Consider the following 23,278-nt stretch of genomic DNA (forward strand, 5'->3'; position numbering starts at 1 on the left):
GGGCAGCGGGCTCGATCATGCCGCACCGGGGGCGCCGGTGTCCGGGAGACCGCCCACCCCCGAACTGACTCCTGAGTAAGATACGGCCATGGGAGACCACATCACACTGCGTTTCGATAGCGATCGGGCCTATGTCACCCTCGATCGCCCCGACAAACACAACGGGCTGACCCTGGAGATGCTGCGGGACCTGGTCGCGGCCGCCCGCGCGATCGACACGCGCGACGGCGTCCGCGCGGTCATCCTGTCGGGCAACGGGCCCAGCTTCTCCAGCGGCCTGGACATCGCCGCGGCCACCCGCAACCCGCTGGCGATCGTGCGCGAGTTCCTCCCACGGCCGTGGCGGGGCACCAACACCTTCCAGGAGGCCTGCTGGGCCTGGCGCAGGTTGCCGGTGCCCGTGATCGCCGCCGTGCACGGCCGCTGCTACGGCGGCGGGCTGCAACTCGCCCTCGGCGCCGACTTCCGCTTCGCCACCCCGGGCGCCGAGTTCTCGGTGATGGAGGCCGTGCACGGCCTGATCCCGGATATGACAGGGCCGCAGACACTGTCGCAGCTGATCGGCCTCGATCAGGCCATGCTGCTGACGATGACCGCGGAGCCGATCGACGCCGCGCACGCGGCCCGCATCGGCCTGGTCACCGCCGTCGCGGACGACCCCCTCGCGGCGGCCGCCGACCTCGCCGAGCGCATCGCGGCGCGCCCGGCCGCGACCGTCACCGCCGCCAAGCGGCTGCTGGGCGGCTCCTGGGACCGCGGCCCGCGCCGCACCTTCGCCGCCGAGCGCGCCACGCAGGTTCCGCTACTGATCCGCAAAGCCTTGTCGCCGAACACGAAAGATCCGGAATGACATACCCGTAAATGAGAAAGCGTCACATTTCACACTCATAGCCTGCTAGCATCTCTGCGATTCGCCAGCCAGCCGTGGTGTGGCCCACGACATAGACCGATTCGTCGGAGGTCCCCGCGGCGCGACCCGGAGGCTCGAGAAGACTGTGAGGAAAACCGGTTCGATCCTGCTGTCCGCGCTCGCGGGGGCCACGGCCGTGGTTCTGATCGGCGCGTCGCCCGCCCTGGCGAACCCCAACGCGATCAACCCGATCCCGGTGCTCAACGGCACGACCGGCCTGCCGACGCTGACCGGCCGTACCCAAGCGGTGTTCCAGGTGACGGGCATGGCCAGCCCGAACAACACCCAGAACTACAACGTGCTCGGCACCGACCTCGGCATCATGTGGGACAACGGGCACGGCGAGATGCTCACGGCCTTCGGCGACACCGCGGGCATCGGCTTCCCCAACCTGCTCGCGGGCAGCACCTGGGCCTGGCGGTCGAACATCCTGGTGCGCAGCCGCACCCAGGACCCCTCGCGCGGCATCTTCTTCGACAGCGTCGTCCGCGACGTCGTCGGCCAGGCCCGCGATCTCATCCCCAGCCCCAAGATCCCGTTCCTGGAGATCAGCCGCATCCCCACCGCGGGCATCTCCGCCAACGGCAAGCAGTACCTGTCCCTCATGTCGGTCAAGACCTGGGACGCGCCCGGCGAATGGACCACCAACTCCTCCGGACTCGCGGTGTCCACCGACAACGGGGAGAACTGGGGCGAACTGGCGGGCACCCGGCGCCCGGACGAGGGCGGCAACCACAACTTCCAGATGAACGCCTTCGCCAAGAGCGGCGGCTACGTCTACGAGTACGGCACCCCGGCGGGCCGCGACAACAACGCCTTCCTCGCCCGCGTCCACGAGGGCGAGATCGAGAACCTGGCCGCCTACGAGTACTGGGACGGCGGCGCCTGGACCCCCGACGTGAACAAGGCGGCGCCCGTCATGGACCACGTCGCCGAACTGTCGGTGATGTACAACGACTACCTCGGCCAGTTCATCTCGCTGACCACCGACCCGCACAACTCGGTCGTGCTCCGCCGCGCGTCGTCGCCGGAGGGCCCCTGGAGCGCGCCGGAGGTCCTGATCGACGCCCGGGAGCTGCCCACCGCCTACGCGCCGTCGATCTTCCCGTACCAGACCGGCCGCGACCTCTACTTCATGACGACCATCCACAGCCAGTACAACGTCGTCCTGATGAAGACCACGCTCTAACCGGTCCCCTCGTAGCGCGCGGCCAGCGCGACCGCCCGCCCGCGCAGCGCCGCGCGCAGGGACGGCGGGGCCAGCACCTCGGCGTCGGTCGCGAGCTGCCACAGCGCCCATTCGGCGTGGCGGGCGTCCTGGAAGGTGACCTCGAGCCGGAGCAGCCCGCCCGCCTCGGGTTCCTCGGCATGGACGGCAAGGGCGGTGCGCGCCAGCTCGTCGCGCCTGCCCGGTGTCGTCCGGACGAGCGCGGTGACCCGGTCGCCGCCGTGGCGGAACCGGGTGCCGCGGTCGCGCCAGGCGCGGTCGAGGTCCACCCGGTCCGCCCGTCGCGCCGGTTCGGGCAGTTGCTCGGCGGCCAGCACCCGGGAGAGCCGATAGGTGCGATCCTCACCGTCGCGCGCGGCCAGCAGATAGGTCTGGTTCCTGGCGACCACGACGCCGACCGGATCGACCGTGCGCCACCGCGGTTCCTGATCGACCGGGGCGTAGCGGATCCGCAGGCGGGTCCCGGCGAACACCGCGCGCCGGACCTCGGCCAGGATCGGGCCTGGCACGTCCTCCTCGGCCAGCCTGCGCGACAGCAGATCGGTCTCCGGTTCGATGAGCAGCCGCTCGGCCACCTCGGCCGCGGTGTCGCGATAGCCGGCGGGCAGCGCGTCGACCACCTTCAGCATCGCCGACGCGAGCGCCGATCCGAGCCCGAACGCCTGGGCGCCGCGGCGCGCGCCCGCGACGAGCAGGGCCAGCGCCTCGTCGTGATTGAGCCCGGTGAGCTCGGTGCGGAAGCCGGGCAGCAGCGCGAATCCGCCGTGCCTGCCCCGTTCGGCGTAGACCGGGACGCCCGCGGTGGACAGCGCCTCGATGTCGCGCAGCACCGTGCGGGTGGAGACCTCGAGTTCGTCGGCCAGTTCGGCGGCGGTCAGCCTGCCGCGCTGACGCAGCAGCAGCACCAGGGAGACCAGCCGGTCGGCGCGCATGCGGACACCCTAGCGAAATACACGACACAGGTTGTCGTGAATGGTTGGCAGGCTGCCGCAGGTCCGCATTTCGACGAACGAATGGAGCTGACGTGGCAGCGGAACGCACGACGATCAACCCGGTGACCTGGTCCGAGAAACTCGGGTTCGACCAGGGCGTCCTCGTCTCGGGACACCGCCGGACCCTCTACTGCTCCGGCCAGACCGCGATGGGCGCCGAGGGCGAACCCCGGCACGAGGGCGACATGGCCGCCCAGCTGGCCCTGAGCATCGACAACCTGGAAGCCGTCCTGGCCGGGGCGGACATGACCCTGGCGAACCTGGTCCGGCTCGACGTCCACACCACCGACGTCGAACTCCTCTTCGCGCACTACGGCGTGCTGGCAGGCCGCCTGGGCGCGGCGCGGGTGGCGCCCGCCACCACGATGCTCGGCGTCACCCGGCTCGCCGTCCCCGGTCAGCTGGTCGAACTGACGGGCACCGCGGTCGCCTGACACCCGCGCGGGCGGTGCGCCCCCGGGGCCTAGACTCGCCCCCATGGACGCCTCGGATTGGGACGAACGCTACGCCCGCACCGAATTGGTCTGGGGCGCACCGCCGAACAGCACGGTCGTCGAGCACATCCACGGGCTGGACCGCCGGATCACCCTGCGCCCCGACGAACCCGGCGGCGCCGTCCCCGAGCTCCCCCGCGCGCTCGACCTGGCCTGCGGCGAGGGCAGGCACGCCCTGTGGCTGGCCACCCACGGCTGGCAGGTCACCGCGGTCGACTTCTCCCAGGTGGGCATCGACAAGGGCCGCACGGTGGCGGCGCGCCTGTCCCGCTCGGTGCGCTCCCGCATCGACTGGCGCTGCGCCGACATCACCGACCTGGACGCGGCCGGCGTCGCTGGCCCGTTCGAGCTGATCCTGGTGGTGTTCGTCCATCTGCCCGCGCCGGCCCGCCGCGCGCTGCTGCGCGAGGTGACCGCCCGGCTCGCCCCCGGCGGAACGCTGCTGGTCCTCGGCCACGACCGGCGCAACATCGCCGACGGCTACGGCGGACCCCAGGACCCGGAGATCCTGTTCACCCCGGAGGACGTGCGCGCCGAACTCGGCGAGACCCGCGAGGACATCGTCGTCACCGTCGCCGACACCGTCCTCCGCCCGACCGAGGGCAACGACGCGATCGACGCGCTCGTGGTCGCCCGGCGCGCCGAACCCGTCGACTGATCAGTCGCGCCAGCGCTCGAACCACGGGCCGACGGTCGCGGCCATCTGCTCGAATCCGGTACGGAACGAGTGCGGCTGCCGGGGGATGACCAGCAGTTCGGCCGCGTCGGCGGCGTCGGGCACCCCGAACGGGTCGCTGCCGCCGTTGATCACCACGACGGGGATGTCGCCGGTCGCCAGCAACTCCTCGCGGCGGCTCTTCTCCGGCTTGCCCGGCGGATGCAGCGGGAACGACAGCGCCACGACGCCGCGCGCCCCGGCCTCGACCGCCGTCCGGCAGGCCACCCGGGCACCGTTGCTGCGGCCACCCTGCACCAGCGGCGTGTCCGGGTAGCGCCGCTGCAACGCCGCGACGATCTCGAGCCACGCCGCGTCCTGCGCGGGCGCCGATCCCGGCGCCCGCCTGCCCGCGACCCGGTAGGGCTGGGTCACCCGCGCCGCCACGCCGCCGTGCTCGATGGCCGAATCACAGACGGCGGCAATGTCTTTCGTGTCACAACCGCCGCCGGCGCCGTGCGTCATCAGCAGCAGGAACGCGGGCCGCGCCGGCCCGTCGAGTGCCACTTCCGCAGGCCCGGCACCGGTGTCGATCCGCATACCTCACCGTAGCCCCGCGCGCACGGCAGGCAACATCACGGCGATCGCGCGTGTTCCGCGCGTCACATTGCGCACGTCCCCTTTTGCAGAAGCACTACTGGCCGGTAATATGTTCCATAAGTTACCCGCGAGTAGCATGCGGAAAACCGGCAGCTACCCGGTGAACGTTCACACGGGCGGGAACGGCGCACACCGACCCGCACCAGAACTCAACGGAGAGTGAGTACTCACATGGGCCACTACAAGGCAAACGTCCGCGACCTCGAGTTCAACCTGTTCGAGGTGCTCGGCATCGGCAAGCTCCTGGACGAGGGCGCCTACGGCGACCTGGACACCGACACCGTCAAGGAGATGCTGAACGAGGTCCGCCGCCTGGCCGAGGGCCCGCTGGCCGAGTCGTTCGCCGACGCCGACCGCAACCCGCCGGTCTTCGACCCGAACACTCACACCGTCACCCTGCCGGAGTCGTTCAAGAAGTCCTACAAGGCCCTGGAAGAGGGCGAGTGGGCCAAGGTTCCGGTCCGCGAGGAGCTCGGCGGCCTCGCCGCCCCGTCCGTCGTCGGCTGGGCCCTGGGCGAGATGGTGCTCGGCGCCAACCCGCCCATCCAGATGTACGCCGCGGGTGCCGGCTTCGCGCAGGTGTTCTACAACAACGGCACCGACGAGCAGAAGAAGTGGGCCGCCAAGATCGCCGACCGCAACTGGGGCGCCACCATGGTGCTGACCGAGCCCGACGCGGGCTCCGACGTCGGCGCCGGTCGCACCAAGGCGATCAAGCAGGAGGACGGCTCCTGGCACATCGAGGGCGTGAAGCGCTTCATCACCTCGGCCGACTCCGACGACCTGTTCGAGAACATCATGCACCTGGTGCTGGCGCGCCCCGAGGGCGCGGGCCCGGGCACCAAGGGCCTGTCGCTGTTCTACGTCCCGAAGTGGCACTTCGACTTCGAGACCGACACCCTCGGTGAGCGCAACGGCGTGTTCGTCACCAACGTCGAGCACAAGATGGGCATCAAGGCCTCGGCCACCTGTGAGGTCACCTTCGGCGGCCACGGCGTGCCCGCCAAGGGCTGGCTGGTCGGCGAGGTCCACAACGGCATCGCGCAGATGTTCGACGTGATCGAGAACGCCCGCATGATGGTCGGCACCAAGGCCATCGCCACCCTGTCGACCGGTTACCTGAACGCGCTGGAGTACGCCAAGACCCGCGTCCAGGGCGCCGACCTGACCCAGATGACCGACAAGACCGCGCCGCGCGTCACCATCACCCACCACCCGGACGTGCGCCGCTCGCTGGCCACCCAGAAGGCGTACGCCGAGGGCCTGCGCGCCATCTACCTCTACACCGCCGCCCACCAGAACGAGGACATCGCCAACCTCGTCTCGGGCGCCGACAAGGACGTAGCCTTCCGGGTCAACGACCTGCTGCTGCCGATCGTCAAGGGTGTGGGCTCCGAGCGCGCCTACCAGTACCTGACCGACTCGCTGCAGACCTTCGGTGGCTCCGGCTTCCTGCAGGACTACCCGATCGAGCAGTACATCCGCGACGCCAAGATCGACTCGCTCTACGAGGGCACCACCGCCATCCAGGCGCAGGACTTCTTCTTCCGCAAGATCGCCCGCGACCGCGGCGTGGCCCTGGCCCACGTGGCAGGCCAGATCCAGAAGTTCATCGACTCCGACTCCGCCAACGAGCGCCTCAAGGGCGAGCGCAAGCTGCTCGCCACCGCGCTCGAGGACGTCCAGACCATGGCCGCCACCCTGACCGGCCACCTGATGGGCGCCCAGGAGCAGCCGACCGAGCTGTACAAGGTCGGCCTCGGCTCGGTCCGCTTCCTGCTGGCCGTCGGCGACCTGTTCATCGGCTGGCAGCTGCTGCACCAGGCCGAGATCGCCCTCGCCGCCCTCGACAACGGCGCCACCGGCAACGACGTGGCGTTCTACACCGGCAAGGTCGGCGTCGCCCAGTTCTTCGCCCGCAACATCCTCCCCGAGCTGACCGCCACCCGCGCGGTGCTGGCCAACCTGGACAACGACATCATGGAGCTGGACGAAGCCGCGTTCTGATCCGTGATCGGGTAGACAGTAGACAACTGACGGAAGGCCCCGGAGTCATCGACTCCGGGGCCTTCCGCTGTCGGGCTTCGGCCCGCGATACAGCTTGTAGACTTGACCGGCGGAATCCAGTCCGCCCAGAGCGTCCGGGAGGAGGGTGTCATGACCATCGAACCCATCACCCCCGCATGGATGCACCGGCAGATCAGCGCCGCGGAATACGACTCCTGGACCGAGGAGCAATGTGCAGGTGTCGAGATCGTCGACGGAATGGTGGTCGTGAGTCCCAGCGCGACCAAACGCCACAATCGCCTCGCCCGTATCCTGGCGAATGCCCTGGACAGCGCGGCAGGGCCGGACTGGAACGCCGACACCGACTTCGACGTCCGCCTCCAGGACGTCCCGCTCACCAACCGACGCCCCGACGTCGTCGTCTACCGCGCGGACACCATCGACATCGCCCCCACCCGGCCCGAACACGTCCTGCTGGTCGTGGAGGTCGTGTCGCCCGGATCGGAAACGACGGACCGGGTCGTCAAGGTCGACCAGTACGCCAAGGCAGGCATCGCGTTCTACTGGCGGGTCGAACAGGCCCCGACCGGCGTCCCCCTGACCTACACCTACGTCCTGGATCCTGCGACGAGGGCCTACCGCGACGGCGAGGTGTTCACGGGCAACATCAACACCACAGCCCCATTCCCCCTCGACATCGATTTGACCTTCTAGCACCGGACGGTCGCCGTGATGTCAGCGCCGCGTCGCCGGCGGGTCGACCACTCCGGGCCAGGACGCGCGCCGATCGCGGTTCAGCGCGGGCTCTTCAGGCAGAGGGTGTAGCTGTCGGTCGTGTAGACGAGTTCGGTCTCGGGATAGCGGGAGCACAGGAGTTCCGCCGTGCTGGAATTTCCGTGCGTGCCCGCGACTTTCGCGATGACCTTGCCCTGCGCCGCGGGGTCCGAGCAGGAGACCTTCTCCACGTCGGGCGAGCTGTCGTCGGTGCGGCTGCCGTGGCGGTTGACCACGCAGTCACCGATCTCGGCGCTGCTCGGCGACCGCTTCCCGGACTCGGCGCCCGAGACGATCACGAGCGGGACGAGGATCAGCGGGATCAGCAGACCGAGCATGCCCGCCCGGCGGAACAGCGGCTTGCCCGGGTCGAGGGGCATCCGCGGGCTGCCGGGGATGGGTGCGGGCAGGTTCTTGATGCGCTGCGCCGGAGCGATGTTCAGCAGCATGGTGATCGGATTGGCGATCGCGGAGACGATGCCCCACCAACCCAGGATCGCGCTTTCGGCGGTCATCCGCCGATAGGTCGCCATACCGCAGTCACGGCAGAACGGCCCCTGTTGTTTCACGAATTGCATCATGATCAGGAAACCGCGGTGACTGCGAATGGTCGCGGGCGCGGCGGGCGTCGACCCGCAGAAAACGCAGTAGATTCCGTTGGCCGTGCCGAGCGCGGCCGGAACCGCGCCGAATCCCTGTGGTGCCGACATGGCACTCCCCCCAAAAAGATGATCGTTCGACCCGCGCCGAATGCATGCGGGCCAGGGGGGACAGTAGAGCGTCGCGGCCGGTGGGGCAAACCGGCCGGCGGGTCAGTGGCCGGACGAGCCGTAGGCGAGAATGCTGAGCACCGGTCCCAGGCTGCCTGCCGAACCGGTGCCGGTGAGCAGACCCAGCACGGCGAGCAGGTTGTCGACCGATGTCATCAAGAGCCCCTTTGTCATTCGCGACGAGTGCGGCAACGCTTCCGATTGACAACACTAGTCCGTGGACGGGGCGGATGGGTCCGCCAGGTGCCGCGCGATGCCTCCGCGCGGCCCGGCGCCGACCGCGATCAGAGGCTGGTCAGCAGGTTCGACGAGCCGCCGAAAAGGCCGAAGAGCAGGGTGCCGAGGTCGACGAGGCCTTCGGCGGAACCGGTGTCGGCGATGGCGTTGGCGGCGATGGTCACAGAGTTCTCCTTGCGGTGGACCACGTGATCGTGCGTGCGCACGGTGGTGTCGGGGTTTGTGGTGCCTCCTCCCCGGAACACCGCACCGCCGGATCCTGGACCGGCGGCGACACCGTTTCTATCACGGAACAATTACATCCGCTCACCGGCGGATGAACCGTACGCGAACTCGGCGCGAATTCGGATCACCGGCCCGAGACGGCGAAGGGCCGCACGCTCCCTCTCACACGTGCGGCCCCTCACCGGTACCGATCAGCGCAGGGTGGCCGTCAGATGCGGGTAACCCTTCTTCGGGTGCAGGATCGACAGATCCCAGCCGCCGTCGACCTTGTCGGCGTACATGTTCACCGACGAGGGCAGGAAGATCGGCTTGCCGAAACGGACCGTGTAGGTGGTCTTCTCGGGGACGCGGCCCTCGATGGTGCTGAGGATGTTGGCCGCGGACCACATGCCGTGCGCGATGGTCTTGGGGAAGCCCATCGCCTTGGCGCCGATCCCGGAGACGTGGATCGGGTTGTGGTCGCCCGACGCGGCGGCGTACCGGTTGATCATCTTCTGATCGACGCGGGTGACCCGCAGCGGCGGCGGGGGCACCTCCTCCGGCTTCGGCTCCGGCTTGGGGCCGCCCGACAGCGACGTGCGCTGCTGGTGCAGGAAGGTGGTGACCTGGCGCCACACCAGCTCCCGGCCGACGCGGATCTCGGTGATCGCGTCGACGAGCAGGCCCTTGGGGTGCTCGCGCAGGTTCTCGATGTGGGCGGTGAAGTCCAGCGGCTCGGCGAGGGAGATCTCACGGGTGCGCTCGATGACGTTCTCGAAGTGCACCGCGCCGACCGCGCTGAACGGGAAGTCCCGCGCGACGACCAGCTGCATGGACAGCGGGAAGGCCAGGATGAACGGGTAGGTCAGCGGGAGGGTGTCGCCGAACCGCAGCCCGGTGGCGTGGCAGTAGGCGGCGAGGTGATCGGGATCGACCTTGACGCCGTCGAGCTTGACCTGCCGGTCGGGCAGCGTGGACTTGCGGGCCGAGAGGCCGCCGGGCAGCGGGACCGCCCCGAGCGCGGCCTTCGCGTACAGCCCGCCGTTGCGCGGCAGCTCGGAGAGCGTGATCGTCTGGGTCATCAGGCGCCGATCAGGCTCTGGCCGCAGACGCGGACCACGTTGCCGCTCACCGCGTTCGACGCCGGGCTGGCGAAGTAGGCGATGGTCTCGGCGACGTCGACGGTCTGGCCACCCTGCAGCAGCGAGCTCATCAGGCGGCCCGCCTCGCGGGTGCCGAGCGGGATGGCCGCGGTCATGGCGGTCTCGATGAAGCCGGGGGCCACCGCGTTGATGGTGATGCCCTTCTCGGCCAGCAGCGGGGCCTCGGCGTTCACCATGCCGATGACGCCGGCCTTGGAGGCGCCGTAGTTGGTCTGGCCGCGGTTGCCCGCGATGCCGGCGATGGAGGACACGTCGATCACGCGGCCGCCCTCCTTCAGCGCGCCCTTGGCGACCAGGCCCGAGGTGATGCGTCGCGGGGCGGCCAGGTTGACGTTGATGACCGAGTCCCAGCGGCCCTCGTCCATGTTCGCCAGCAGCTTGTCGCGGGTGATGCCCGCGTTGTGGACGACGATATCGAGGGCGCCGAAGCGCTGGAGCGCGAAGTCGGCGAGGCGCTCGGCGGCGTCGACGGCGGTCACGTCGAGGGCCAGCGCGGTGGCGCCGATCTTGTTGGCGGTCTCCGACAGGGCCTCACCCGCGGCGGGGATGTCGGCGACGATCACCTTGGCGCCGTCACGGACGAAGACCTCGGCGATGGTGGCGCCGATGCCGCGGGCCGCGCCGGTGACGACGGCGATCTTGCCCTCGAGCGGCTTGTCCCAGCTGGCGGGGGCGACGGAATCGTCCTTGCCGACGCGGATGACCTGGCCGTCGACGAAGGCCGACTTGGCCGAGAGCAGGAAGCGCAGGGTGGACTCGAGGCCGGTGGCCGAGGCGCCCGCCTCCGGGTGCAGGTAGACCAGCTGGGCGGTGGAGCCGCGCAGCAGTTCCTTGGCGACCGAGCGGGTGAAGCCCTCGAGCGCGCGCTGGGCGATCTGCTCGTCGACCGAGGCGACCAGCTCGGGGGTGGTGCCGATGACGACGATGCGGCCCGACGGTGTGATGCTGCGCATAGCGGGCTGGAAGAACTCGAACAGCTGCGACAGCTCGTCGATGGACCCGATGCCGGTGGCGTCGAAGACCAGCGCGCCGTACTTGGTGCCGGACTGCAGCGCGTCGGCGAAGGTGTAGTCCGACAGCAGCGCGCGCACCGGCTCGGCCACGCGACCCTTGCCGCCGATCAGAACCGGGCCGGTCAGGGCGGGTTCGCCGGCTTTGTAGCGACGCAGGGTCTCCGGCTGGGGCAGACCCAGCTTGCTCGCCAGGAACGCGCCGGGAGCGGAGTGGATGAAGGATCCGTAGAGGTTGGGTGCGCCCTTGCTCTTGGCTGCCACTGTTCCTACCTTCTCTGTGCTCGACGAGGTATCTGTGCTCGACAAAGAACTTACTCCAGAGTAAGTTTAATGTAAACCGATACCCGAACCGACGAGACCTCTGGAGACTCGAGTGACTAGCAAAGCCCGTTCGGCGAAGCCGGCTGCCAAGGCCACCCCGGCCGGAAAGACCGCGCGCCCGGTCGCGATCGTGGGCGGTAACCGCATCCCGTTCGCTCGCTCCGACAAGGCCTACGCGCAGGCGTCCAACCAGGACATGTTCACCGCCGCGCTCGACGGTCTGGTGAGCCGGTTCGGCCTGCAGGGCGAGCGCCTCGGCATGGTCGTCGGCGGCGCGGTGCTCAAGCGGGTCGGCGAGCACGGCCTGATCCGGGAGAGCGTGCTCGGCTCGAAGCTCTCGCCCTACACCCCCGCCCACGACCTGCAGCTCGCCTGTGGCACCGGCCTGCAGTCGATCGTCACCGTCGGCGACGCGATCGCGCTCGGCCGCATCGAGTCCGGCATCGGCGGCGGCACCGACACCACCTCCGACGCCCCGATCGGCGTCAGCGAGGACATGCGGGAGTGGATGCTCAAGGCCAACCGCGCCAAGACCAACAAGGACCGCCTGAAGCTGGTCGGCCAGCTGCGGCCCTCCATGCTCGGCATCGAGATCCCGCGCAACGCCGAGCCGCGCACCGGCCTGTCGATGGGTGAGCACGCCGCCATCACCGCCAAGGAGTTCGGCATCGCCCGCGAGGCGCAGGACAAGCTGGCCTACCTGTCGCACAAGAACATGGCCGCCGCCTACGACCGCGGCTTCTTCGACGACCTGATCACCCCGTTCCTCGGCCTGACCCGCGACGACAACCTGCGTCCCGGTTCGACCGTGGAGAAGCTGGCCACCCTCAAGCCGGTCTTCGGCACCAAGCTGGGCGACGCCACCATGACCGCGGGCAACTCCACCCCGCTCACCGACGGCGCCTCGGCGGTGCTGCTGTCGAGCGAGGAGTGGGCGGCCGAGCGCAACCTGCCGGTGCTCGCGCACCTGGTCGACTCCGAGGTCGCCGCGGTGGACTACATCCACGGCCCCGACGGCCTGCTGATGGCCCCGACCTACGCGGTGCCGCGCCTGCTGGCCCGTAACGGCCTGACCCTGCAGGACTTCGACTACTACGAGATCCACGAGGCCTTCGCCTCCGTGGTGCTGGCCACCCTGGCCGCGTGGGAGTCCGACGCCTACTGCAAAGAGCGCCTCGGCCTCGACGGCGCGCTGGGTTCCATCGACCGCAGCAAGCTCAACGTCAACGGCTCGTCGCTGGCCGCGGGCCACCCGTTCGCCGCGACCGGCGGCCGCATCATCGCCTCGACCGCCAAGCAGCTCGCCGAGAACGGCGGCGGTCGCGCGCTGATCTCCATCTGCGCCGCGGGCGGCCAGGGCGTCGTCGCCATCGTGGAGCGCTAGTCCGATCCCGAGAACACCGCGGCGGCACCCGGATTCGGGTGCCGCCGCGGTCGTTTCCGCAGGGGTTGCGGCGGAACGGGATCAGTTCGCGCCGATGGCCGCGGCGAGCAGGGGCCAGGAGGTGTGCAGGTCTTCCTGCCAGTAGTGCCAGGTGTGGGTGCCCGCGGGGCGGAACTCGACCTGGGCGGGGATGCCCAGCTCGGCGAGGCGGGTGGCGAGGTTGCGGGTGCAGCCGTTGGCGGCGGCCTCGATCGTCCCGCCGAGCATGATCTGGTCGGCCAGCTTCACCGAGGACTCGCCGGGGTCGAGGGTCTCGCCCGCGCCGGGGAGGCCGGTGCCGCTGGAGAGGTAGATGGCCTTGCCGCGCAGGCGTTCCGCGTTCAGGTAGGGGTCGTTGGCCCGCCAGGCGGGGTCGCCGGGGGCGCCCCACATGTTGGCCGGGTCGGCGCCGGAGCGGGCGAAGACCACGTCGACGTAGGCGCGGCCGACCGGGTCCGAGACCGCGGCGCAGCCGCTGTAGGCGCCGACGGCGCGGTAGAGGTCGGGTGCGGCGATGGCCAGGTTCAGCACGGCCGTCGCCGACATCGACAGGCCCGCGATGGCGTTGACGCCGGAGGTACGCAGGGTGGCGTCGATGATCGGGGGCAGTTCCTCGGTGAGGAAGGTCTGCCACTTGTTGCGCCCCAGCGTGGGATCGTCGCGCTGCCAGTCGGTGTAGTAGGAGAACTTGCCCGCGGCCGGGGTGACCACGTTGACGTTCTTGTCGGCGAAGAACTGCACGATGTCGGTCTGGTTGTACCAGTTGGCGATGTCCTCGCCGCCGCCCGCGCCGTTGAGCAGGTACAGCGTCGGCCGCGGCACGCTGGTGTCGCGCGCCGTGATGACCTGCAGCGGAACCTGCCTGCCCATGGCCGCCGAGTACACGTAGAGCGTCTGCTGGCGCTGACCGGGCCGGTCGCTGCGGTCGAGGTAGGAGCCGGGGGCGGCGCTCGCGCCGGTCAGCGGGGCGGCGAGGGTCAGGGTGGCCGCGATCGCGCAGGCGAGCAGGCGCAGGGCCGGGGTGGAACCGAACACGGGGAAATCCTTGTGGAAAAAGGCCGTTCCCGCCCGGCCGGGAGGGGACCGGCCGGGCGGAGAACGGGGATCAGCTGCCGATCACGTTACGCAGGATCTGGGAGATGATGTCGGTGACCGACCCGGTCGAGCTGAGCTGACCGTCGGAGGAGCCGAGGCCGTTGTCGCCGAGGCTGCCGATCACGGTCTCGCCCGCGTTCGCGCCGCGCGCGGTGAAACAGGCGGTGAGGTTGGGGAATTCGCCGCCGACGCCGACCGTGCCCGCCACCCCGACGCCGCCGCTGGTGACCTGCTGGCCCGCCTTCACGCTGTCGGGGACGGGGTAGGTGATGGTGAGGGTCACCGGGTTGCCGGAGTTCACGAACCAGCCGGTGCTGGTCACTTTCCAGCCGCCGCCGTTGGGCGTGGCGGTGACGTCCTCGGTGACCTGGCCGCCCGCCGCGTGGTAGGCGGTGATGGTGGTCTTGGTCGGCGCGCCGAAGCCGGGCGGCGGGAAGTCGGTGATGGTGTTGACGTACGGGTTGCCGATGCCGGTGGTGCCGACGATGACCTTGTAGGTCACCGAGGTGCCGACGCCGATCTGCTCGGCGCTGGCCACCTTGTCGTAGACGTGGGTGACGCCGACGGTGCTGACGTCCTTCTTCGTGTCGTGGCTGCTCACCGAGCATCCGGTGTCGGCGACGGCGGTGCCCGCCCCGGTACCGGCCACCAGCCCGGCCGCCACGAGGGCGGTCGAGGCGAGACCCACGGCCATGCGCGAAGTGTGGAACATGTTCTCCTCCAGACCCTGGAAAACTTCCAGGGGGAAATCCTCATCGGGCGATACAGATCATCGCCATGAGTGGCAGAGGACCACTCTGCGAGCACGTTAACCAGCAGATTGGACGCATGTCCATGAGTTCGGGAAGACCGTTGTGAATCTGTGAAACATTGCCGTTTTAGACCGTATGGCTACTGTAGAACACGTACCATTTTCGACCCCCGCTCCCCCGATCGTGCCACGAAGACACCTCCGGCCTCCCGCGTTCGCGCGCGGGAGGCCGGAGAGCGTCAACACCCCTGAACGGGTTACTTCTGGGGCAGCTCGTTGTGGCCACCGAAGGCCTTGCGCATGGCCGACAGCATCTTGTCCGCGTAGACGGCCTCCCCGCGCGAGGAGAAGCGGCTGAACAGCGCGGCCGAGAGCACCGGCACCGGCACCGCGGTGTCGATGGCCGCGTCGATGGTCCAGCGGCCCTCGCCCGAGTCGGAGACCCGGCCGGAGAACGACTCCAGGTTCGGGTCCGCGTACAGGGCGCCCGCGGTGAGATCGAGCAGCCAGGAGGCGACGACCGAGCCGCGCCGCCACACCTCGGTGATCTCGGGGATGTCCAGGTCGTACTGGTAGTACTCGGGGTGCTCGAGCGGGGTCTCCTCCGCCGAGTGCTCGCTGCCGTCGTGCCCGGCGCCCAGGTTCGCGTGGTGCAGGATGTTCAGGCCCTCGGCATAGGCCGCCATGGCGCCGTACTCGATGCCGTTGTGCACCATCTTCACGAAGTGGCCCGCGCCCGCGGGGCCGCAGTGCAGGTAGCCCTGCTCCGCGGCGGACGGCTCGCCGGTGCGGCCGGGGGTGCGGGGCGCGGCGTCCACACCGGGCGCGATCGACCTCAGCAGCGGCTCGAGGTAAGCGACCTGCTCGGCCTCGCCGCCGATCATCAGGCAGTAGCCGCGCTTCAGGCCGAACACGCCGCCCGAGGTGCCGATGTCGAGGTAATGGATGCCCCGCGGCGCCAGGGCCTTCGCGCGGCGGATGTCCTCGTGATACCGGCTGTTGCCGCCGTCGATGATGATGTCGCCGGGCTCGAGCAGGTCGGCCAGCTCGTCGATGACCGCGCCCGTCGCGCCCGCCGGGATCATCACCCAGGCCACCCGCGGGGTGTCCAGCGCGGCGACGAACTCCTTCAGATCGGTGTACCCGGCGAACTTGTCACCGAGCTCGGACCGCAGTTCGTCGATGTGCGGATGATGCCGCTCGTATCCGACGGCGGTGTGCCCGTCCGCGACGATCCGGCGCACGATGTTGGCGCCCATCCGTCCGAGACCGATCATTCCCAGCTGCATCTTGCACTCCTGTAGTAGTCCGGCGGCCCTGGTGGCGAGTCTTCCACGCGCGACGGCGGCCGGCGCCGAGGCCCCGGCGATACATTCGTGATCCGGTGTGTAACGCCCGTGCGGGGCCGCCGATAAACAGATCGGCTCCGCGGAGTTGCCAGACCCCCGACCCGGCAACTCCGCGGAGCCTTCCGCTGTGCCTGGTGGGGCGCGGTGCGGGCTTCGCCACGATGCCGTACCGGCCGGTACCCACTATCGTGGGCCGCGAAACCCACAACCGAACGGAAGGACCTCCGTGCCGAGCGAGTCGACTCCCGGACACCCGGCGCAGCGACCCGGAGGCGGCGAGGTCGGACTACGCAAGCTGCTCGAAGCCAATCGCACGTTCGACGCCGAGACCACGGCCGCCCTCCCCACCCAGCCCCTCAACGCCGTCAAACCCCAGCCCTGGCCCACCGCCCCCGCGGGCGGCACCCCCACCCCGCCGCCGAAGTCCGGATTGAGTACCGCCCAGCGGGTCGGGATCGGCGTCGCGGGCGTGCTGGCGGCGGGCACCGCGCTCTACCTGGCCGACCGGATAGTCAGCGCGGGCGAGGTACCGCGCGGGGTCGTCGTCGCCGGCGTCGAGATCGGCGGCATGGACGTCGACGAGGCCGACGCCAAGCTGCACGCCGTGCTCGGCCCCCGCACCGAACAGCAACTGCCGGTCCGCATCGGCGACGTCCGCGCCACCCTGGTGCCGTCCGCCGCCGGCCTCCAGGTCGACTGGGACCGCACCTGGCAGAACGTGGGCGGCCAGCCCGCCAACCCCGTGCGCAGGCTCGTCTCGCTGTTCGGCACCCGGGAGGTGCCCGTCGCCAGCGCGATCGACGAGCCCGCCCTCCAGCAGCAGCTGGCCACCTTCGCCGGACACGACAACCCGACCGTCGAGGGCACCGTCCGGTTCGAGAACGGCAAGCCGGTCGCGGTCGCGCCCGTGCCCGGCCGGGTGCTCGACCAGTCAGGCGCGCGCACCACCCTGCTCGACCGCTGGGCATCCGGCGGCGAGATCGTGCTGCCCGTCATGCCCGCGCCGGTCGCCGTGCGCATGGACGCGGTCCAGGCCGCGCTGCGCGACATCGCCACCCCGGCGGTGTCCGGACCGGTGGTGCTCAAGGGCAAGAACAATGTCGACGCCACCCTGACCCCGGACCAGATCGCCGGCGTGCTGACCTTCGCGCCCGACGGCAACGGCGGGCTGGCGCCGCGCATCGATCCCGAGGCCGCCACCGCCCTGCTCGCGCCGCAGCTCGGGCGCTCGGAGGTCGAGGCCAAGGACGCGACGTTCACGGTGGGGACGGGCAAACCGACCGTCGTGCCCGCCGTGGTCGGCGAGAAGATCGAGTGGGCCAAGACCCTCGAATCGCTGCCCGCCGCGCTCACCAAGCCGCGCGACCGGGCCGCCGAGGTGGCCTATCAGCGGGTCGAGCCCAAGCTCACCACCGAGGCGGCCAACGGGCTCGGCGTCAACGAGGTGATCGGCCAGTTCACCACCGGCGGGTTCAGCGGACCGTCCGGTGTGAACATCCGCACCGTGGCGGCCAAGGTCGACGGCGCGGTGGTCAAACCCGGAGACACGTTCTCGCTCAACGAGTTCACCGGGCCACGCGGCGTCGCCGAGGGCTACGTCGAGTCCGGGATCATCGACAAGGGCAGGCCGAGCAAGGCGGTCGGCGGCGGCATCAGCCAGTTCGCGACCACCCTCTACAACGCCGCCTACTTCGCCGGCATGGAGGACGCCGGGCACACCGAGCACAGCTACTACATCTCGCGCTACCCCGCGGCGCGCGAGGCGACGGTGTTCGACGGCGCGATCGATCTGAAGTTCACCAACACCGCCGCCACCGGTGTCTACATCCAGGCCATCGCCACCGGATCCGACATCACCGTGCGGCTGTGGGGCACCAAGACCGTCGACGTGGAGTCGATCACCGGCGAGAAGTCCAAGCCGACCGAACCCACCGAGGTGAAACTGCCCAAGGGCAACGACTGCATCGCCTCCGAGGGCGCGCCGGGATTCACGATCTCCGACACCCGGGTGATCACCGATCACAAGACGGGCGCGCAGATCTCGCGGACGACCCGCACCGTGAAGTACGACCCGATCCCCATCGTGACCTGCGAGTGAGCCTCAGCAGCCGCAGTCGCAGCTGCAGCAGTCGCACCCGTCGCCGCAGTCGCCGCAGCCCGAGCAGCAGTCGCAGCCCTCGCAGCAGCTGTCGCAGTCGCAGTTCTTGATCCAGGCGTCCTTCTGCTCGCCGCTGCACGGGCTGGTGTGGTCGACGCAGCACGCGACGCCCGTGCAGTAGACGCCGAGGATGAGTCCGGTCGCCTTCAGCGGGCCGGGCCTGCGCGGCGGCCGGTGCTGCGGCGGGGTCGGGAACTGGTAGGGCGTATGCGCCTGCGGTGCCTCGGCTTTCGTCCGGCAGGCGTGGCGGACCGCGAGCCCGAGCCCGCGCGCGAGCCGGTGCAGCAGGCCAGCCAGCGGATCGAGCAGGGCCCAGCGCACCGCCGGGACGCGATCGATCCCGGCCTCGGCGGCGGCGGCGCGGATCCGGGATTCGCTCTCGCGCATCAGGTCGTAGGCGCGGGGCATCCCGGTGCCGGTCGCGGCCAGCGGATTGAAGCGGCCGCGCGCGGTGTCGCGCTCGAAGTCCTCGATGGCGTCGGCGAGGTGGGCGATCCGGCCGACCTCGCGGCCGATGACGGTCAGGTGCGTGATGTTCTCGGGCCTGCCCGCGAGCCGGGCGGTGTGACCGAACAGGGCGCCGGTGCAGGTGCGGGTCGGGCCGGTCAGCTCGTCGAGGGTGATCGGGTCCGTCGCGTCGCCGTGCGCCGCGCGCGCCTCGAGCTCGTGCTGGGTGGCGATGGCGGCCAGCAGCGGGTCGACGTCCAGGTCGAGCGCGGCGGCCTCGGCGCGTGCCCGGGCGGCCCAGCGATCCGACACGCCGCGCAGGGGGCGCCGCGCCAGCCGGTTCGTGTCGCCGTCGTCGATGTGGTCGCGAATCTTGGCCGCGCCCAGCAGCAGTGACGCGGTGGCGGCCAGGCGCACGCCCGGCGAGTCGGCGGTGGCGACCTGCGCCCGGCGCAGGCCACGCAGCGCGCACGGGGCCGCGGTGCCGCGCGCTCCGGCGCCGAGCTGGGCCTCGGTGAGGATGCTCAGGACGACGGCGTCGGTATTGGTCGCGGCGCGGGCGAACTGGCCGTGGCCGTCACGCAGGCCGAGGCAGAGCCCGCACATGTGCGCCTGCCACCGGCCGGGATCGATACCGTACTTCTCCGCACTGTGCGCGCACGGCCTGAGCACACCGAACACCGCGATCCCCGATCTTCCACCTCGCCACTACGCCGAGCACTCTGGCAGCCACGGGCCCGATGAGCAACCGGGCCGGGGTCACTCGCCCTTCTTGCGGCCCGCGAGGCCGCGCCAGGCCAGGTTGTCGAGCAGGTCCACCGCGGCGCCGACGTCGATCCGGCCGCCCGCCACCCGGTCGGCGATGGCCTCGCCCGCGCCGATCATGGCGGCGGCGACGACCTCGAAGTCGGTGCCGGGCTCGGCGTGCTTGGCGCTGGATTCGAGCAGCTTGGCCGTCAGCTCGATGACCCGCTCGCGGGCGTTGTCGATCTCGCTCGCGAAGGCTTGCTGACCGATTGCCTGCCGGTACAGGACCTGCCACGACTGCCGGTTGCTGTCGACGAAGGACAGGAAGCTCTCCAGGGCGGTGCGCACCTGCTCGTGCGGGGTCAGCTGGGGATTGCCCGCCGGGGCGATGGCCTCGATGAAACGCATGCCCTCGCGCTGGATGCAGGCGCGGAAGAGTTCGTCCTTGGAGCCGTAGTACAGGTACAGCATGGGTTTGGAGATCTTGGCCTCGGCCGCGATGGCGTCCATCGAGGTGTCGTGGAAACCCTTGCGTGCGAAGACCTCCACCGCGGCGTCGAGCATCTGTTGCTCGCGCACCGCACGGGGAAGTCGCTTGGTTCCGCCCGCCATCCACTATCTCCTACTTGACCTGGTATCCCCTATCTTACTGCAAGGTAAGTTCACGGGAGCTGATTTGCCGCCGAGTCGCCGCGGGGCCGCTCAGCAGGGTAGCGACACGCCCTTGTACCGCGCCATTCGCAGTACCGAAGCGTCGACCCGGTCGGCGGGCAACCGGCCCGCGGCCACGGCCTGTTCGAGCCGGTCGAGCACCGTGCTCACCGCGTTCGTCGAGATCCACAGGGCGTTGTCCGCGCCGGCGACCAGCGCCGCCTCGACGGCGGCATCGATGGAGAGACGGCTGGTGATTGCGGCCATGCCGCTCAGGTCGTCGGTGAAGATCGGGCCCTGGAACGGGGCCGCGCCGTAGCCGGTGCCCTCGCGCAGCAGCGACATCACCGCCGGGCTGATGCTGGCAGGCACGTCGGGCGCGGTCAGCCCGGGGACATCGAGGTGGCCGACCATCACGGCGGCGCCCGAGCCGATCAGGTTGCGGTAGGGCACCAGATCCGATTCCTGCAGCTCCGACAGCGGCGGGGTGCGCACCGCGCCGGTGTGCGAATCGCCCGAACCCGAACCGTGGCCGGGGAAGTGCTTCATGACTGCGCCGAGGCCCGCCTGCTGCGACGCCCGGATGTAGGCGTCGGCGTAGGTGGTGACGACCTGCGGGTCGTCGCTGTAGGAGCGGTCGCCGATGACGCTGTCGTCGGGTTGGGCGCTCACGTCGACGTCGGGCGCGAAGTCGACGGTGACACCCAGGTCGACCAGGGCCTTCGAGCGGGTCAGGGTGTTCTGGAAGTGCTGCTCGGGCGTCTGGGTCCGGGCGATGACGCGCGCCGAGGGCGACGCGCCGATCTTGGCCTTGGCCCGCGAGACCCGGCCGCCCTCCTCGTCGATCGTCACCATGAGTGGCACCTTGGCCAGCGCCTTGACCGGGGCGAGCGCCTCGGACGAGAGCAGCGAGGGATCGGTCCAGCTACCGATGAAGATGCCGCCGACCTGTTCGGAGCCGACCACGTTCGTCGCGTCGGCGGCGCCGGTGACGCCGACGGTCAGCAGCTGGGCCAGCTTCTGCCGCTGGGTCAGGCCGGCCAGATACGCCTGCCCGCAGGGCTGTTGCGCCGTCGTCGCGTCCGTCGGTCCGCCGGTCGGCGCGGCCTGCCCGGTACCGGGGGACGCGCTGGTCGCCGAGGTCCCCGGCGACTCGGTGGACGAACCGCCCGAGCAGGCGGTGGCGACGGCGGCGAGGACGGCGAGGACGACCACGGACGTTTTCCGCATGCCGACCACCGTAGCCCGCCCGGGGCCCCCGACACGTCCCGGTTCACCGATTACCGACCGGAAACCGGGGGTAACCTGGGGAGGTAGCCGCGCAAATGCACGCAGCCCCGCCCCGGGAGGCCCCCATGGCATGCGACCGGATGCTCATCGCCTACGACGGATCCGACAACGCCAAGCGCGCGATCGAATACGCGGGCCGGTTCCTGTCCGCCCAGCGCGCGATCCTGCTCACCGCCTGGGAGCCGATGGTCCGCCAGGCCGCGCGGATCTCCGGGCTCTCCGGTGTCATGCAACCGGATTGGCTGCCCGACGAAGAGGTCGAGGACATCGCCTACACCGAGGCCCGCGCCGTCAACGCCGAGGGCGTGCGGCTGGCGAAACTGGCGGGCATCGACGCCGAGCCGCGCACGGCCGAGTGCACAACGACCATCTGGAACGCGATCGTCGACGTCGCCGACGAACTCGAGGTCGACCTGATCGTCGCGGGCACCCGCGGCGCCACCGGACTGAAAGCCTTGCTGCACAGCAGCGTTGCCGAGGCGGTGCTCAAGCACGCGCACCGGCCGGTCTTCCTGGTCCCACCGGGCAAGTAGTGCCGTCGGTCTCACCCCGGCCGGGCCGTGCGGGCGCCACATAGGATGGCTGGGCGATGAACGACTATCTGCTAGCCCGGCCCGGCGGTGTGTTGCGCGCCTCGGGCGCGCGGCGCGCCTTCGGCGATCCGCGCGACGCGGTGGCCGCGCTGGCCGCGGGGGCCGACCTGGTCGTCGGCGCCCTGCCGTTCGACCCGCGCGGCACGGCGGCGCTGTGGGAACCCGAACAGGCCGAGCACACCAGCGGCCCGTGGCGCCCGGCCGCGGTGCCGGACCTGCCCGAGATCGCCGTGGTCGCCCAGATGCCCAGCGCGGCGGAGCATGTCGCCCGGGTGACGAAACTGGTCGAACAACTCGGCGACCCCGACGCCGACCTGCACAAGGTGGTCGCCGCCCGATCCGTCGTCGCCGAGGCCGCGCGGCCGCTGGAACCCGAAGTGGCGGCGGCGCATCTGCTGCTGCGCAACCCCACCGCGTCCGTCTACGCCGTCGACCTCACCGCGGCGGGCCGTACCGGCCAGACCCTGCTCGGCGCGACGCCGGAGGTGCTCGTCACCCGGCACGGCGCGGTCGTCACGCTGCATCCGCTCGCGGGCACCCTGCCCCGGCTCGCCGACCCCGACGCCGACGCGGCGCAGGCCGAGGAACTGCTGGCCAGCGCCAAGAACCACGACGAGCACCGCTACGTCGTCGAGTGGATCGCCGAGCGGCTCGGCCCGGTGTGCGCCGACCTCGACATCCCCGCCGCGCCGTCGCTGCTGAGCACCGCCCAGGTCTGGCACCTGGCCACCCCCATCCGCGGCGTGCTGCGCGACCCGGCCACCACCGCGCTCGACCTCGCCCTGCTGCTGCACCCGACACCGGCGGTCAACGGCACCCCGTTCGTCGGCGCGCTCGAGTCCATCACCAGCGACGAACCCGACCGCGGCTTCTACGGCGGCGCGGTCGGCTGGTGCGACGGGCGCGGCGACGGCGAATGGGTCGTGGCCATCCGCGGCGCCGAACTCTCGGCCGACCGCCGCACCCTGCGCGCCTGCGCCGGCGGCGGCATCGTCGCCGCGTCCGACCCGGTCACCGAACTGGCCGAGACGACCGCCAAGTTCCGCACGCTGCTCGGCGCCCTGAACTGTGTCCTGCCCGAAGACTGACCTTCGGCGACGCACCTGCTAGGTTGGCCGGGACTGTGGTGTCGTCGAGCGAAATGGAGAGCGCGATGAAGTTTGCTGTTCCGGCTGTGGCCAGCGCGATCGGCGGCGCCCTGCTCAGCGCGATCGCCGTCTTCGCGATCACGGCCGCCGTGCAGCAGAACTCGGTGCCCTCGGTGGACCGCAGCGGCGACAAGGATTCCTCGCTGCTCAACACGCCCGAATACGGCAGCCGGTAGTCGTCGCGCGCCCCGGCGCGCC

22 protein-coding genes are annotated in these 23,278 nt (G+C 70.6%); 11 read left to right on the forward strand and 11 right to left on the reverse strand.

The annotated features are described in order from the left end of the window. Positions 1–88 precede the first annotated feature (88 nt). Together ON36_RS27035 and ON36_RS27040 are read left to right on the forward strand one after the other, a co-directional pair. Positions 89–850: a crotonase/enoyl-CoA hydratase family protein gene (locus ON36_RS27035; protein ID WP_043659293.1), complete on the forward strand. Its 762-nt coding sequence runs from the start codon at positions 89–91 to the stop codon at positions 848–850. Between the two features lie 145 nt (positions 851–995). After that, on the forward strand, positions 996–2,099 hold the full coding sequence (locus tag ON36_RS27040; RefSeq protein WP_043659296.1) for a glycoside hydrolase family 183 protein: 1,104 nt from the start codon (positions 996–998) through the stop codon (positions 2,097–2,099). On the opposite strand, the gene ON36_RS27045 is transcribed toward ON36_RS27040, so the two are convergent. Beyond that, the gene (locus ON36_RS27045; RefSeq protein WP_043659299.1) at positions 2,096–3,070 is read right to left on the reverse strand and encodes a helix-turn-helix transcriptional regulator; all 975 of its coding nucleotides are present in this window, start codon (positions 3,068–3,070) and stop codon (positions 2,096–2,098) included. The two genes, ON36_RS27040 and ON36_RS27045, sit on opposite strands and share 4 nt — an antisense overlap. A 92-nt stretch (positions 3,071–3,162) precedes the next feature. Between ON36_RS27045 and ON36_RS27050 the strand changes: the two genes are divergently transcribed. Further along, positions 3,163–3,564 carry a RidA family protein gene (locus ON36_RS27050; protein WP_043659302.1) on the forward strand — a complete coding sequence of 134 codons (402 nt, stop codon included), beginning with the start codon at positions 3,163–3,165 and terminating at the stop codon, positions 3,562–3,564. A gap of 43 nt (positions 3,565–3,607) precedes the next feature. Further along, a complete protein-coding gene (locus ON36_RS27055; RefSeq protein WP_043659304.1) occupies positions 3,608–4,282 on the forward strand; it encodes a class I SAM-dependent methyltransferase in 675 nt (224 codons plus the stop codon). Here ON36_RS27055 and ON36_RS27060 read toward each other — a convergent pair whose 3' ends face one another. After that, a complete protein-coding gene (locus tag ON36_RS27060) occupies positions 4,283–4,879 on the reverse strand; it encodes an alpha/beta hydrolase family protein (RefSeq protein WP_043659307.1) in 597 nt (198 codons plus the stop codon). It lies immediately after the preceding gene. A gap of 231 nt (positions 4,880–5,110) precedes the next feature. On the opposite strand from ON36_RS27060, the gene ON36_RS27065 reads away from it, so the two are divergent. Both ON36_RS27065 and ON36_RS27070 read left to right on the forward strand, forming a co-directional pair. Next, positions 5,111–6,946, forward strand: coding sequence for an acyl-CoA dehydrogenase (locus ON36_RS27065; protein ID WP_043659310.1), 1,836 nt, complete (start codon positions 5,111–5,113; stop codon positions 6,944–6,946). A 150-nt stretch (positions 6,947–7,096) separates the two neighbouring features. Then, positions 7,097–7,660, forward strand: coding sequence for a Uma2 family endonuclease (locus tag ON36_RS27070; RefSeq protein WP_043659351.1), 564 nt, complete (start codon positions 7,097–7,099; stop codon positions 7,658–7,660). An 80-nt stretch (positions 7,661–7,740) separates the two neighbouring features. Here the strand turns inward: ON36_RS27070 and ON36_RS27075 are convergent, their stop codons facing one another. The 3 genes from ON36_RS27075 to ON36_RS27090 form a co-directional block, all read right to left on the reverse strand. Next, positions 7,741–8,235 (reverse strand): LppU/SCO3897 family protein, encoded by a 495-nt coding sequence (locus ON36_RS27075; RefSeq protein ID WP_157225026.1) that lies wholly within the window; start codon positions 8,233–8,235, stop codon positions 7,741–7,743. Between the two features lie 908 nt (positions 8,236–9,143). Next, positions 9,144–10,013: a MaoC family dehydratase gene (locus ON36_RS27085; RefSeq protein ID WP_043659316.1), complete on the reverse strand. Its 870-nt coding sequence runs from the start codon at positions 10,011–10,013 to the stop codon at positions 9,144–9,146. After that, on the reverse strand, positions 10,013–11,368 hold the full coding sequence (locus ON36_RS27090) for a 3-oxoacyl-ACP reductase (protein ID WP_043659318.1): 1,356 nt from the start codon (positions 11,366–11,368) through the stop codon (positions 10,013–10,015). Before ON36_RS27090 ends, ON36_RS27085 begins: the two co-directional genes overlap by 1 nt. A gap of 112 nt (positions 11,369–11,480) precedes the next feature. Between ON36_RS27090 and ON36_RS27095 the strand changes: the two genes are divergently transcribed. Further along, positions 11,481–12,812, forward strand: coding sequence for an acetyl-CoA C-acetyltransferase (locus ON36_RS27095; protein ID WP_043659320.1), 1,332 nt, complete (start codon positions 11,481–11,483; stop codon positions 12,810–12,812). Positions 12,813–12,893: 81 nt separating this feature from the next. Here ON36_RS27095 and ON36_RS27100 read toward each other — a convergent pair whose 3' ends face one another. From ON36_RS27100 to gnd, 3 genes are all read right to left on the reverse strand, one after another. Further along, positions 12,894–13,886 carry an alpha/beta hydrolase gene (locus ON36_RS27100; RefSeq protein WP_052314386.1) on the reverse strand — a complete coding sequence of 331 codons (993 nt, stop codon included), beginning with the start codon at positions 13,884–13,886 and terminating at the stop codon, positions 12,894–12,896. A 70-nt stretch (positions 13,887–13,956) separates the two neighbouring features. After that, complete coding sequence (locus ON36_RS27105) at positions 13,957–14,640, reverse strand: hypothetical protein (protein ID WP_245558221.1); 684 nt, start codon at positions 14,638–14,640, stop codon at positions 13,957–13,959. 314 nt (positions 14,641–14,954) lie between these two features. Further along, positions 14,955–15,986, reverse strand: coding sequence for a phosphogluconate dehydrogenase (NAD(+)-dependent, decarboxylating) (gene gnd / locus ON36_RS27110; protein WP_043659326.1), 1,032 nt, complete (start codon positions 15,984–15,986; stop codon positions 14,955–14,957). Positions 15,987–16,272: 286 nt separating this feature from the next. On the opposite strand from gnd, the gene ON36_RS27115 reads away from it, so the two are divergent. Further along, a complete protein-coding gene (locus ON36_RS27115; protein ID WP_052314387.1) occupies positions 16,273–18,144 on the forward strand; it encodes a VanW family protein in 1,872 nt (623 codons plus the stop codon). Positions 18,145–18,147: 3 nt separating this feature from the next. Here ON36_RS27115 and ON36_RS27120 read toward each other — a convergent pair whose 3' ends face one another. From ON36_RS27120 to ON36_RS27130, 3 genes are all read right to left on the reverse strand, one after another. After that, positions 18,148–19,332 carry a DUF5685 family protein gene (locus tag ON36_RS27120; RefSeq protein ID WP_043659329.1) on the reverse strand — a complete coding sequence of 395 codons (1,185 nt, stop codon included), beginning with the start codon at positions 19,330–19,332 and terminating at the stop codon, positions 18,148–18,150. Positions 19,333–19,410: 78 nt separating this feature from the next. Continuing rightward, positions 19,411–20,010, reverse strand: a complete 600-nt coding sequence (locus ON36_RS27125; protein WP_043659331.1) for a TetR/AcrR family transcriptional regulator — start codon at positions 20,008–20,010, stop codon at positions 19,411–19,413. 90 nt (positions 20,011–20,100) lie between these two features. Next, positions 20,101–21,279 (reverse strand): glycoside hydrolase family 3 N-terminal domain-containing protein, encoded by a 1,179-nt coding sequence (locus ON36_RS27130; protein ID WP_043659359.1) that lies wholly within the window; start codon positions 21,277–21,279, stop codon positions 20,101–20,103. A gap of 125 nt (positions 21,280–21,404) precedes the next feature. On the opposite strand from ON36_RS27130, the gene ON36_RS27135 reads away from it, so the two are divergent. The 3 genes from ON36_RS27135 to ON36_RS27145 all read left to right on the forward strand — a co-directional run bounded on the left by ON36_RS27135 (position 21,405) and on the right by ON36_RS27145 (position 23,256). After that, complete coding sequence (locus ON36_RS27135) at positions 21,405–21,872, forward strand: universal stress protein (protein WP_043659361.1); 468 nt, start codon at positions 21,405–21,407, stop codon at positions 21,870–21,872. A 56-nt stretch (positions 21,873–21,928) separates the two neighbouring features. Next, positions 21,929–23,020 (forward strand): isochorismate synthase, encoded by a 1,092-nt coding sequence (locus ON36_RS27140; protein WP_043659334.1) that lies wholly within the window; start codon positions 21,929–21,931, stop codon positions 23,018–23,020. A 65-nt stretch (positions 23,021–23,085) separates the two neighbouring features. After that, positions 23,086–23,256 (forward strand): DUF2613 domain-containing protein, encoded by a 171-nt coding sequence (locus ON36_RS27145; RefSeq protein WP_083885454.1) that lies wholly within the window; start codon positions 23,086–23,088, stop codon positions 23,254–23,256. Positions 23,257–23,278: the final 22 nt, after the last annotated feature.

Origin of the sequence: Nocardia thailandica NBRC 100428 (assembly GCF_000308795.1) — a bacterium.
Classification (GTDB): Bacteria; Actinomycetota; Actinomycetes; order Mycobacteriales; family Mycobacteriaceae; genus Nocardia; species Nocardia thailandica.

Coding starts and splice junctions, on each gene's coding strand:
- ON36_RS27135 (WP_043659361.1), top strand. CDS start 21,405: ATGGCATGCGACCGGATGCTCATCGCCTACGACGGATCCGACAACGCC.
- ON36_RS27060 (WP_043659307.1), bottom strand. CDS start 4,879: ATGCGGATCGACACCGGTGCCGGGCCTGCGGAAGTGGCACTCGACGGG.
- ON36_RS27125 (WP_043659331.1), bottom strand. CDS start 20,010: ATGGCGGGCGGAACCAAGCGACTTCCCCGTGCGGTGCGCGAGCAACAG.
- ON36_RS27140 (WP_043659334.1), top strand. CDS start 21,929: ATGAACGACTATCTGCTAGCCCGGCCCGGCGGTGTGTTGCGCGCCTCG.
- ON36_RS27055 (WP_043659304.1), top strand. CDS start 3,608: ATGGACGCCTCGGATTGGGACGAACGCTACGCCCGCACCGAATTGGTC.
- ON36_RS27045 (WP_043659299.1), bottom strand. CDS start 3,070: ATGCGCGCCGACCGGCTGGTCTCCCTGGTGCTGCTGCTGCGTCAGCGC.
- gnd (WP_043659326.1), bottom strand. CDS start 15,986: ATGCAGCTGGGAATGATCGGTCTCGGACGGATGGGCGCCAACATCGTG.
- ON36_RS27130 (WP_043659359.1), bottom strand. CDS start 21,279: ATGCGGAAAACGTCCGTGGTCGTCCTCGCCGTCCTCGCCGCCGTCGCC.
- ON36_RS27105 (WP_245558221.1), bottom strand. CDS start 14,640: ATGGCCGTGGGTCTCGCCTCGACCGCCCTCGTGGCGGCCGGGCTGGTG.
- ON36_RS27065 (WP_043659310.1), top strand. CDS start 5,111: ATGGGCCACTACAAGGCAAACGTCCGCGACCTCGAGTTCAACCTGTTC.
- ON36_RS27085 (WP_043659316.1), bottom strand. CDS start 10,013: ATGACCCAGACGATCACGCTCTCCGAGCTGCCGCGCAACGGCGGGCTG.
- ON36_RS27070 (WP_043659351.1), top strand. CDS start 7,097: ATGACCATCGAACCCATCACCCCCGCATGGATGCACCGGCAGATCAGC.
- ON36_RS27145 (WP_083885454.1), top strand. CDS start 23,086: ATGAAGTTTGCTGTTCCGGCTGTGGCCAGCGCGATCGGCGGCGCCCTG.
- ON36_RS27075 (WP_157225026.1), bottom strand. CDS start 8,235: ATGACCGCCGAAAGCGCGATCCTGGGTTGGTGGGGCATCGTCTCCGCG.
- ON36_RS27035 (WP_043659293.1), top strand. CDS start 89: ATGGGAGACCACATCACACTGCGTTTCGATAGCGATCGGGCCTATGTC.